8 protein-coding genes and 3 pseudogenes are annotated in these 10,890 nt (G+C 72.6%); 7 read left to right on the top strand and 4 right to left on the bottom strand.

The genetic code is table 11. From position 1 onward, the window contains the following. Positions 1 to 652, bottom strand: a 652-nt coding sequence (locus KBX53_RS10165; RefSeq protein ID WP_210858813.1) for a cytochrome c oxidase subunit II, incomplete at its 3' end; no start/stop codon positions are given. 289 nt (positions 653 to 941) lie between these two features. Between KBX53_RS10165 and KBX53_RS10160 the strand changes: the two genes are divergently transcribed. Beyond that, positions 942 to 2,093: an aminotransferase class V-fold PLP-dependent enzyme gene (locus KBX53_RS10160; protein ID WP_210858812.1), complete on the top strand. Its 1,152-nt coding sequence runs from the start codon at positions 942 to 944 to the stop codon at positions 2,091 to 2,093. Next, complete coding sequence (locus tag KBX53_RS10155; protein ID WP_030337751.1) at positions 2,090 to 2,323, top strand: sulfurtransferase TusA family protein; 234 nt, start codon at positions 2,090 to 2,092, stop codon at positions 2,321 to 2,323. Before KBX53_RS10160 ends, KBX53_RS10155 begins: the two co-directional genes overlap by 4 nt. A gap of 151 nt (positions 2,324 to 2,474) precedes the next feature. Here the strand turns inward: KBX53_RS10155 and KBX53_RS10150 are convergent, their stop codons facing one another. The 3 genes from KBX53_RS10150 to KBX53_RS10140 all read right to left on the bottom strand — a co-directional run bounded on the left by KBX53_RS10150 (position 2,475) and on the right by KBX53_RS10140 (position 5,329). Further along, positions 2,475 to 3,452 carry a carbohydrate kinase family protein gene (locus KBX53_RS10150; RefSeq protein ID WP_030337968.1) on the bottom strand — a complete coding sequence of 326 codons (978 nt, stop codon included), beginning with the start codon at positions 3,450 to 3,452 and terminating at the stop codon, positions 2,475 to 2,477. Between the two features lie 199 nt (positions 3,453 to 3,651). After that, entirely contained in the window at positions 3,652 to 4,020 is a 369-nt protein-coding gene (erpA, locus tag KBX53_RS10145; protein WP_030337969.1) for an iron-sulfur cluster insertion protein ErpA, read from the bottom strand. A 169-nt stretch (positions 4,021 to 4,189) separates the two neighbouring features. After that, positions 4,190 to 5,329: a glycerate kinase gene (locus tag KBX53_RS10140; protein WP_210858814.1), complete on the bottom strand. Its 1,140-nt coding sequence runs from the start codon at positions 5,327 to 5,329 to the stop codon at positions 4,190 to 4,192. A gap of 68 nt (positions 5,330 to 5,397) precedes the next feature. On the opposite strand from KBX53_RS10140, the gene nadA reads away from it, so the two are divergent. From nadA to KBX53_RS10115, 5 genes and pseudogenes are all read left to right on the top strand, one after another. After that, entirely contained in the window at positions 5,398 to 6,597 is a 1,200-nt protein-coding gene (gene nadA / locus KBX53_RS10135) for a quinolinate synthase NadA (RefSeq protein ID WP_210858810.1), read from the top strand. Between the two features lie 212 nt (positions 6,598 to 6,809). Continuing rightward, positions 6,810 to 7,694: pseudogene (locus tag KBX53_RS10130) on the top strand (UDP-N-acetylglucosamine 1-carboxyvinyltransferase); the annotation flags it as partial. Further along, positions 7,684 to 8,147, top strand: a pseudogene (locus tag KBX53_RS10125) (DUF3043 domain-containing protein); the annotation flags it as partial. The pseudogenes KBX53_RS10130 and KBX53_RS10125, both read left to right, overlap by 11 nt. A 162-nt stretch (positions 8,148 to 8,309) precedes the next feature. Continuing rightward, positions 8,310 to 8,870, top strand: coding sequence for a helix-turn-helix domain-containing protein (locus tag KBX53_RS10120; RefSeq protein WP_030337974.1), 561 nt, complete (start codon positions 8,310 to 8,312; stop codon positions 8,868 to 8,870). Between the two features lie 384 nt (positions 8,871 to 9,254). Continuing rightward, a pseudogene (locus KBX53_RS10115) lies at positions 9,255 to 10,890 on the top strand (hypothetical protein); the annotation flags it as partial.

Below are 10,890 nucleotides of genomic sequence, written 5' to 3'. Positions count from 1 at the left end.
GCTCCGGCACCCAGAACGAGTGGATGACGTCGCGGCTGGTCTCCTCGAACCGGATGGACCGGTCGGTCGGCAGCACCAGCACCGGAATGACCTCACTGGTGCCGAGCGTCGACGCGGTGGTCTTGGCGTCCGGGCCCTGCCCGTCGCGGTAGTTGAACTGCCAGTTCCACTTGAACGCGACGACCTCGACCGTGACGTCCGGGTTCTTCGACAGCTTGTCCACGTCGGTCTGCACGATCGCCGTGTAGTAGAAGAGCACGGAGACGATCAGAATCGGCGCGATGGTGTAGAGGAACTCCATCGGCATGTTGTAGCGGGTCTGCACCGGCAGCGCGTTGCCGCGCTTGCGGTAGCGCACGACACACCAGAAGATCAGACCCCACACGAAGACACCGACCGCGAGGGCGGCGATGCAGGAGGCGATCCACAGGTCGTACATCCGCCGCGACTCGGCCGAGATGCCCCCCTGCGGCCAGCCGAAGCCGTCGAACGCCGCTCCAACGTCACAGCCCGTGAGCAGGACCAGCAGCGCGACGCCACTGAGACCGAGCCCGGCCAGCCGACCAGCACCGCGCCGCCGGCGCCCACCGGCCCCTGGGGAAGCGCTGTGCCGTACGGCCGACGGCCGTACCTCCGAACTCCTTGCGACCACCTGGTCCTGCCTCCCTAGCGCGCCGCGGTGCGTCTTTCCTCGGCACCGACGGCAAAGGCGTCACCGACGGTCGCAGATTACTCGACCATGACGGACTCGGCCGTGGTGGGGTCACTGTCCGCCCCCCATCGGGGGGAACCTAGGCATACCGCCGCGATACCGTCGGGCCTGTGAGCGCGAGGAGTGAGCCGGGGTTGCGAGCCCCGCAGCCGCGAACGAAGACCGACCTGTGAGCGCGAGGAGTGAGCCGGGGTTGCGAGCCCCGCAGCCGCGAACGAAAGGTGGCACCGTGAGCGCATCCCCGGTCTACCTGGACGCGGCGACCGCCGCGCCGATGCATCCGGTCGCGCGGCAGGCGTTGCTGGCCGCGCTCGACGACGGCTGGGCCGACCCGGGCAAGCTGTACACGCAGGCCCGCCGGGCCCGACAACTGCTCGACGCCGCGCGCGAGGCCACCGCGTCGACGCTCGGCGTCCGCGCCGACGAGGTGTCCTTCACCCCCAGCGGTACGACAGCGGCCCACGGCGCGGTGCTCGGGGGCCTTGCGGGGCGGCACCGGGTCGGGTCGACGCTGGTGCACTCGGCGATCGAGCACTCGGCGGTGCTGCACGCGGCGGAGCGGCACGTCGGCGCGGGCGGGACCGCCAGCGCGGTGCCGGTCGACCGGTCGGGGCGGCTGGACCTGACCGCCTGGTCGTCCGCCGTGCGGGCCCCGGGGGTCGCGCTGGCCGCGTTGATCACCGCCAGTCACGAGGTGGGGACCGTGCAGCCGGTCGCGGAGGCGGCGGCCGCGTGCGCCGACGTGGGGGTGCCGCTGTACGTGGACGCGGCGCAGTCGGTGGGTCGGGTGCCGGTGCCGGCCGGCTGGTCGGTGCTCACGGCGAGCGCCCACAAGTGGGGCGGGCCACCCGGGGTGGGGGTGCTGGCGGTCCGCAAGGGCACCCGCTGGGAGTCACCCTGGCCGGCGGACGAGCGGGAGAGCGGACGTACCCCCGGGGTGGTGAACCTGCCCGCGGTCGTGGCGGCGGCGGCGAGCCTGCGGGCGGCGGCGGCCGACGCGGCGGCCGAGGCGACCCGGCTGGCGCCGCTGGTGGACCGGATCCGGGAGCGGGTCGCGGCGGAGGTGCCCGACGTGGAGGTGGTCGGCGACCCGGTGCTCCGGCTCCCCCACCTGGTGACCTTCTCCTGCCTGTACGTCGACGGCGAGGCGCTGCTGCACGCCCTGGACCGGCGGGGTTTCGCCGTGTCGTCGGGGTCGTCGTGCACCTCGTCCACCCTGCGGCCGTCGCACGTGCTGGAGGCGATGGGGGTGCTGTCGCACGGCAACGTGCGGGTCAGCCTGCACCGGGAGACGACCGAGGCGGACGTGGAGCGGTTCCTGACCGAGTTGCCGAACATCGTCGCGGGGCTGCGCGCGGAGGCCGGGGTGGTGGGGCTGTGACGATGCCGGACGAGGTGATCGACTGCCGGGGTCAACGCTGTCCGCTGCCGGTGATCGCGGCGGCGCGACGCATGCCCGAGGTGCCGGTGGGCGCGGTGGTGAGGGTGCTCGCCGACGACCCGGCCGCGGCGGTGGACATCCCCGCCTGGTGCCGGATGCGCGGCCAGGAGTTCCTCGGCGCCATCACCGGCCCCGACGGCCCCGCCTACGACGTCCGCCGCACCCACTGACCCACCCCACAGCCCACCCCCGTCCCCCACGACCCCCTCCGCCCCGCGATCTTGCGGTTTCTGCGGGGACAAAAGGGCGCATGAGCCGCGAGACGGCAACAGAAAGTGCAAGATCGCGGGGGCGGGGTAGGGCAGGGCGGGGCCGGGGGGGTTACGGGAGGAGGTGGGGGCGGATCTCGTCGGCTGCGGTGTCGCCGTAGGACTCGGCGAGGCGCTTGACGAACAGGTCGCGGCGGACGTCGTACTCCTGGGTGCCGACGGTTTCCAGGACCAGCGTGGCCAGCAGAGAGCCGACCTGGGCGGCGCGTTCCAGGCCAACGCCCCAGGAGAGCGCGGTGAAGAAGCCGGCCCGGAAGCCGTCGCCGACGCCGGTCGGGTCGACCGCCCGGATCTCCCGCGCGATCGGTACGTGGATCGGGTCGATGCCCCGCCCGGCGATCTCCACACCGTGCTTGCCGAGCGTGGTGACCCGTACCTTGACCAGGTCCAGCAGTTGGTCGTCGCTCAGCTGCGCCTTGCTCTGCAGCAGCGACTTCTCGTAGTCGTTGGTCATCAGGTACTCGGCGCCCTCGATCAGCGCCACCACGTCCTCGCCGCCCATCCGGGCGAGCTGCTGCGACGGGTCGGCGGCGAAGGCGTACCCGCGGGTGCGGCACTCGGCCGAGTGCCGCAGCATCGCCTCCGGGTCGTTGGCGCCGACCAGCACCAGATCCAGACCGTTGAGCCGTTCCGCGACCGGCGCCAGCTCGATGTTGCGGGCCTCGCTCATCGCACCGGCGTAGAACGACGCGATCTGGCACATGTCGGTGTCGGTGGTGCAGACGAAACGGGCGGTGTGCGCCACCTCGCTGACGTGCACCGAGTCGCAGTCCACGCCGTGGCGCTCCAGCCAGGAGCGGTAGTCGGCGAAGTCGGCGCCGACCGCGCCGAGCAGCACCGGGCGCAGGCCGAGCTGGCCCATCCCGAAGGAGATGTTCGCCGCCACGCCACCGCGGCGGAGCACCAGGTCGTCCACCAGGAAGGAGAGGGACACCTTGTGCAGCTGATCGGCGATGAGCTGGTCGGCGAAGCGACCGGGGAAGCTCATCAGGTGATCGGTGGCGATCGAGCCGGTGACGGCGATCTTCATGTCAACCCTCGGGGTCGGGAGCAGGGCGCGGTCAGCCTACCGGCACGGCAACCCGATGGTCACCGCTCGGTCGGACAACGGCAACCAGCCCGCCACGGTCCCCTTCGGGACCGCTCCCAGACGGTGCGACCCCCGACCGGTACGACGATGGGGCCGTTCCGGAGAACGGCCCCATCGTCGCTGGTGTGTGGGGTGTGACTCAGTTGAACGAGTCACCGCAGGCGCAGGAGCTGCCCGCGTTGGGGTTGTCGATGGTGAAGCCCTGGGCGTCGATCCGGTCGGCGAAGTCGATCGTCGCGCCGGAAAGGTACGGGGCGCTCATCCGGTCGACGACGACCTCGACACCACCGAAGTCGGTCACGACATCACCGTCGAGCGAACGCTCGTCGAAGAAAAGCTGGTACCGCAGGCCGGAGCAGCCGCCCGGCTGCACGGCGACGCGGAGCCGCAGGTCGTCGCGGCCCTCCTGCTCGATCAGGGCCTTGACCTTCTGCGCCGCGACGTCGGTGAGGACGACGGAAGTAGGGGCCTGGGCCTCGGTCGACTCGGTCTGCGCTGGCGTGGTCACGTGGAAGTCTCCCTGCGCGGTTTGGGTCCGGACGCACTGGCCAACGTCGCGCGCCGTCCAGTGATTCCCGGTTGTGGTCCTCCGCCGATCGTACGCCGCCTCGGCCGGGTGCACCCGCGTGGCGTGACGCCCACCGCAGGTGGACCCACTCGTCAGGCGGCCGGAGCGCTCAGCGGCTCCACTGCCGGGCCAGCCGGGCGCCCAGTTCGCGCAGCCCGTCCGCGGGTCGGCTGAGCGCGGCGTCGAGCCCGCCGCCCTCCTCGCCACCGAAGTGCTCGACCAGGCTGTACGCGTCGGTCACCCCGGCCGAGGCGGCCTCCCGCCGGCCGGTGCTCACCTGCCCGGCCACCACCACGCAGGGAACTCCCCGGTCGCGGGCGGCGCCGGCCACCCCGGCGACGACCTTGCCGCGCAGCGACTGGTGGTCGAACGACCCCTCACCGGTGACCACCAGGTCGACGGTGTCCAGTGCGGCGTCGAGCCGGGTGGCCCGGGTGACCAGGCCGATCCCCGACTCGCAGGTGCCGCCCAGGGCGAGCAGCGCCGCGCCGATCCCGCCGGCGGCCCCGCCTCCGGGCAGCGTGCCGAGCCCCGTCGGGCAACCGGCCAGGTCGCGTTCCAGCACCGCCGCGAAACGCTCCAGTGCCGCGTCGAGTAGCAGCACGTCACCGCGGTCGGCGCCCTTCTGCGGGCCGAACACGTTGCTGGCCCCGTGCAGGCCGAGCAGGGGGTTGTCCACGTCGGTGGCGGCGACCAGTCGGACGCCGCGCAGCCGGGGCGCGCCGTCCAGCGCGTCGACGGCGGCGAGCGCCGCCCCGCCGTACGGCAGCGCGGCACCGCCCGGGTCGAGCGGTGTCACGCCCAGCGCGGCGAGCATTCCGGCACCGGCGTCGTTGGTGCCGGAGCCGCCCAGCCCGATCACCACGGTGCGGGCACCACTCTCCACCGCTGCGGCCACCAACAGACCCAGCCCGTACGAGGTGGTGGTCTTCGGGTCGCGTTCGGCTGCCGAGAGCAGGTGCAGCCCGCACGCCTGCGCGCTCTCCAGATAGGCGGTCGCGCCGTCGGCGGTGAGCAGGATCTCACCGGCCGCCGGCCGGCCCAGCGGGTCGACCGTCGACACCGGCACCCGCCGACCGCCGTGGGCTTCGGCGAGCACCTCCACGAAGCCTGGCCCGCCGTCGGCGAGCGGCCGGATCAGCAGATCGTCTCCGTCGGTGACGGTGCGCCAACCGTCGGCGACGGCGGCGGCCACCTCCGGTGCGGACAGGGTGCCGGCGAACTTGTCCGGGCAGAGCAGCACGCGCATGCCGAGCAGTGTGGCAGCCCACACCGAGCGAAGCTGCGTCGCGCCCGCGCTGTGGGAGCATGGATTACGTGACTTCGACCTGGGTGGAACCCTCCAACACGGCGACGGCTCTGCTGCTGCTCGGCCGGGGCAGCGACCCCGACACCGAGCGCGGCGTCGAGTGTCCGGGCGACCTGCCGGCGCCCAGCGATCCGGATCTGGTGGCCCGAGCCACCGCCGCGAAGGCGAAGCTGGGCAGCAAGGTCTTCGTGCTGGGGCACCACTACCAGCGCGACGAGGTGATCCAGTTCGCCGACGTGACCGGCGACTCGTTCAAGCTGGCGCGGGAGGCCGCGGCCCGCCCGGACGCCGAGTACATCGTCTTCTGCGGCGTGCACTTCATGGCCGAGAGCGCCGACATCCTCACCACCGACAGCCAGCGGGTGATCCTGCCCGACCTGGCGGCGGGTTGCTCGATGGCGGACATGGCGGTCCTGGGTCAGGTGGAGGCCGCCTGGGACACGCTGACCGAGCTGGGCATCGCGGGTGACACCGTGCCGGTGACGTACATGAACTCGTCGGCCGACATCAAGGGTTTCGTGGGCCGCAACGGCGGGGTGGTCTGCACCTCGTCCAATGCCAAGCGCGCCCTGGACTGGGCCTTCGAGCAGGGGTCGAAGGTGCTCTTCCTGCCGGATCAGCACCTGGGCCGTAACACGGCGGTGCTGGAGATGGGCCTGTCGCTGGACGACTGCGTGCTCTACGACCCGCACAAGCCCGGTGGTGGGCTCACCCCGGAGCAGCTGCGCGACGCCAAGATGATCCTCTGGCGGGGGCACTGCTCGGTGCACGGCCGGTTCACGCTGGACAGCGTCAACGACGTGCGGGAGCGGGTGCCCGGGGTCAACGTCCTGGTCCACCCGGAGTGCCGGCACGAGGTGGTCACTGCCGCTGACTACGTCGGCTCCACCGAATACATCATCAAGACGATCGAGGCGGCTCCGGCGGGCTCGGCGTGGGCGCTCGGCACCGAGCTGAACCTGGTCCGCCGGCTCGCGTTGGCGCACCCGGACAAGCAGATCATGTTCCTGGACAAGGCCGTCTGCTACTGCTCGACGATGAACCGGATCGACCTGCCGCACCTGGTCTGGGCCCTGGAGGAGCTGGTCGCGGGCCGGGTCGTCAACCAGATCACGGTGGACGCCGACACCGCGCACCACGCCCGGGTCGCGCTGGATCAGATGCTCGCCCTGCCCGGCGCGGACACTCCTCCGCCGGCGGTGTCCTGATCACGATCCGTAGCGTCCTTGGTACGCAAAAGTGCCGGATCACCGATTAATGCCACACACGCCGATGTGACCGAGTCCTTTTTCGTCACCGAGGGCTATGCTGCCCAAGCGACGACACACGCGGGCCGTTTGGATATGGCCGCATCCGGGGTAGCGACAACGTTCAGGCGCCCCACCATCAACACGGCAGCACCGACGCGCTGGAGGTTGCGTTGACCGACGACGTCCTGGTTGTGCACGGAGGCACTCCGCTCGAGGGGCGGATCCGCGTGCGCGGCGCGAAGAACCTGGTATCGAAGGCGATGGTCGCCGCGTTGCTCGGCGACAGCCCGAGTCGGCTGTTCGACGTGCCCAAGATCCGCGATGTCGAGGTGGTGCGAGGTCTGCTCGGCCTGCACGGCGTCAAGGTCACCGACGGCACCGAGGACGGCGAGCTGGTCTTCGACCCGGCGAACGTGGAGAGCGCGAGCACCGACCAGATCAACGTGCACGCCGGTTCCAGCCGGATTCCGATCCTGTTCTGCGGCCCGCTGCTGCACCGTCTCGGACACGCGTTCATCCCGGATCTCGGCGGCTGCCACATCGGCCCGCGCCCGATCGACTTCCACCTCCAGGCGCTGCGGGAATTCGGCGCCACCGTCGACAAGCGGCCGGAGGGCTTGCACCTGTCCGCGCCGAACGGGCTGCACGGCACCAAGTTCGCCCTGCCGTACCCGAGCGTCGGCGCCACCGAGCAGGTGCTGCTGACCGCCGTGATGGCCGAGGGCGTCACCGAGCTGCGTAACGCCGCGGTGGAGCCGGAGATCATCGACCTGATCTGCATCCTGCAGAAGATGGGCGCGATCATCAAGGTCCACACCGACCGGGTGATCGAGATTCAGGGCGTGCCCAAGCTGCACGGCTACACCCACCGGCCGATCCCGGACCGGATCGAGGCGGCGAGCTGGGCGGCCGCCGCCCTGGCGACCCGTGGTCACGTCGAGGTGCTGGGCGCACAGCAGGCCGACATGATGACCTTCCTGAACATCTTCCGTTCGGTCGGTGGCGAGTACGAGGTCACCGACGCCCGCGCGCCGAAGCTGGGCGACCCCGGCCAAGGGTCGGGAGACGCCCAAGCGGCCAACCGTCGGCCGCCGCCCGGCCGGTCCGAGCCGCCCCCTCACCAAGGAGGAGGAGCGGGAGCGTCGCCGCCAACTGCGCGCTGAGGCCGCAGCGGAGTTCCGCCGTGAGGGTGGCCCCCGCGACCGTGGCCCGGAACGGCTGCTGGCCCGCAACGTGGTCGACTCCCGGCGTACGTGCTGATCGGGTCGAACGCGGCCATGCCGGCGCCGGTCCGGTTGATCTCCACCCTGCTCGGGGGCGCGCTGGCGCTGGGCGTGGTCATCGACTCGGTGCTGATCTGCCGCAAGATCAGCAAGCTGATCCGGGAGCGCTTCCCGAAGTCCGACCAGCGGATGGGCTCGCTCTACCTCTACGCGGTCATGCGGTCGATCACCTTCCGCCGGATGCGCGCTCCGGCGCCCCAGGTCAAGCTGGGCGACAAGGTCTGACCCCGCCGCCCCAGCTCCGCGCGATATCGGCGAAACTGCCGCCTCAGACATCTTCGAGGCGGCAGTTTCGCCGTATCTGCGCGGATCCTGCGGTGCGTTCATCATGCTGAACGGGTTGCCGTTGTTCGCCAGAGCGAACGTTCGAACCCATGGAGCGAAGGCATGCCTCCGGAACCGGCTGCCCCGCTGGCCACCATCGCCGCCGCCCTGCGCCGGGAACGGGAACGGGTCGGCATCTCGCTCACCGAACTGGCCCGCCGGGCGGGGGTGGCCAAGTCCACCCTCTCCCAACTGGAGTCGGGCAGCGGCAACCCGAGCGTGGAGACACTCTGGTCCCTGGGCGTCGCCCTCGGCGTGCCGTTCAGCCGGCTGGTGGAGCCGGTGGACGACGTCGTACGGGTCATCCGGGCGGGAGACGGGTCGCACGTCCGCTCCGAGCAGGCCGACTTCAGCGGAACGCTGCTCAGTGCCGGTACGGCGCACCTGCGCCGAGACGTCTACCTGATCCGGCTGGAACCAGGGGCGATCCGAACCGGCCAGGGACACACCCCGCGCAGCATCGAGCACGTGGTGGTCGCCGCCGGTCGACTGCGGGTGGGGCCCGAGGGCGCCTCGGTCGAACTCGACCCCGGCGACTACGCCACGTTCCCCGGCGACGCCCCGCACCACTACGAGGCGCTCGCCGCCGGCACGTTCGCCGTCCTCATCATGGAACATCCCTGACCCGCTGCGGTGACTCCCGCCGGAGCCGGGTGGTCGTCGAGTGCGGTAGGGTCGGAGACCAGATTCGGTTATAGGCCCAAATGTCCGAAACCAATGGGATAACGTTTGCGCCGGTGGGCGGCGCCACAGTGGCGGTGAGCGAGCCCACGCCGTTACCCTCCATCCGCAGCCACGGCCTGCCGGAGCGGCGACCTGACCGGCTCGTGCGGCCCCAGCGCGACAATTTGCAACGAGGTGACAACGCGTGAGCGAGCGGACGCGAGCCGGCCACCGGGGCGTGGCAGGCGGCGACCGGACGCCCAGCGGTCACCCGGCGGCGGCTGCGGACAGCTCACTCCCGGCGAGGATCGGCCCGGCGGCCGGGTGTGGCGACGGGCTCGCCGGATGAACGGCCGCTACACCGACCGGTGGCCAGACCCGAACGAACCGGCCTGGGTGATCGAACCGACCACCGAGTGGCACCCCCAGTTTCCCGGCCAGCGCTACCCCGGCGACATCGGCATGCCGCACCAGCCGCCACCCCGTGGGCGGGCGACGGTGTCCGGCCGCGCCGAGGTGCCGCCGCTCGCGCCCACCCGCCCGGACGGCACCTACCTCGGCCGGTCGTGGTCCGACGAACCACCGGCGGAACAGCCACCCCACGGCCGGTCCTGGGTGGACGACGAGCCGGACGGGGCACCGGCCTACGGCCGACTCCGCGACGACGAGCGCTCGGCGTACGGGCGGCCCGACAGCGCCGACTCCCGCCACTACGACCACGAGCCGTACCGTCGACCGCTGCCCGAGCCACCCCGCCGCGAGGAACGCCGCTCCCCCGAGTCGGACCGGCGCACCGCCTGGTCCGATCGACGCCCCGCCGACGAACGGGGACCCGCGCGGGAAGCCGCCTGGCACCGCGACCAGCCCACCCCGGAGCGGTACGACAGCCGCCGCCCCCGGCAGGAGCCCACCGAGCGGGACCGTGGCTACCGGGGCACACCGCCGGTCTCCCCGGCGCCCCGGCCCGAACCCGGCTGGGTGCCCGAGCCGGACGACGCGCCACGTCGACGCGGCACACCGGAACGACCGGCCGCCGGTTACGAACGACACCCCGGCGACGGGTACGGCGTCCGACCCACCCGTGACCACGACGGCCGCAGCGCCGACGCTGTCGACCCGTGGGCACCCGTTGAAGGCCGTCCCCGCTACCGCGCCGACGGGTACCCGGACCGGGCCGCCGACGACCTGCGCCGCCCAGACTCGCGCTACCGCGCGGACGAGGGGACCGACTCGCGCTACCGCGCGGACGAGGGGACGGGCGCAGCTCCCGCAGCCAACGGTGGACGACGGCGTCGACCCGAGGCGGACCTGCCCGGCCAGTCCCGCCTCGACGACGACCGGCGTCGCCCCGACACCGACCCGCACTGGCAGCAGCCCCGTGAGGCGGCAGCACGCGCCGAGGCGTACCCGGACCGGCGACCCCGCGAACAGGCCCGCCCGGACGCGTACCCCGAGAACGGGTACCGCGAGAACGCGCCTCGTGAGGACGCGTACCGCGAGCCCCGGCCGCAGCCGGGCCAACGGTCGGGCGACAGTCTGCCCTGGCCACCGCCGGGTCCGGTGCGCCAGGACCGCAGCCCGGACCGGGCCCGCGAGCCGGGCCACCGCCCCGAGCCGCCCCGCACCGCAGACCCGCACCGCACGTCAGACCCGCACCGCACCGAGCCGCACCGTGGCCCGGAGCCGTACCGCACCACGGACCCGTACCGTGGCGCCGACCCGGGCGTCGCGTCGCGGCCGACCGCCCGGCCCGAACGGCCGCCGGCCACGCCGTCCCGGCCCGACGACCGACCGGTACGGCCCGACGAGCGACCGGCGGCCGCCCCGGCGCGGCCCGACGAGCGAGGGGTACGTCCGGCCGCGACTGCGCCGCCCACGGCCGGCCGCGCCACGCTGGTCCCACCGGCCTCGCCGGAGCGACCGGTCTCGCCGGCACCCGTGTCCCCCGGTTGGGACCGGCCGGTCTCGCCGGCACCTGTCT

The sequence above is a fragment of the Micromonospora sp. M51 genome (assembly GCF_018070305.1).
Lineage (GTDB): Bacteria > Actinomycetota > Actinomycetes > Mycobacteriales > Micromonosporaceae > Micromonospora > Micromonospora parva.
The sequence above is the reverse complement of the archived record's forward strand: the minus strand, read 5'-3'. Positions and strand labels throughout refer to the sequence as shown.

Excerpts from the sequence above, each read along its gene's own strand:
- KBX53_RS10120 (WP_030337974.1), top strand. The coding sequence starts at position 8,310 with ATGCCTCCGGAACCGGCTGCCCCGCTGGCCACCATCGCCGCCGCCCTG.
- KBX53_RS10150 (WP_030337968.1), bottom strand. The coding sequence starts at position 3,452 with ATGAAGATCGCCGTCACCGGCTCGATCGCCACCGATCACCTGATGAGC.
- KBX53_RS10140 (WP_210858814.1), bottom strand. The coding sequence starts at position 5,329 with ATGCGCGTGCTGCTCTGCCCGGACAAGTTCGCCGGCACCCTGTCCGCA.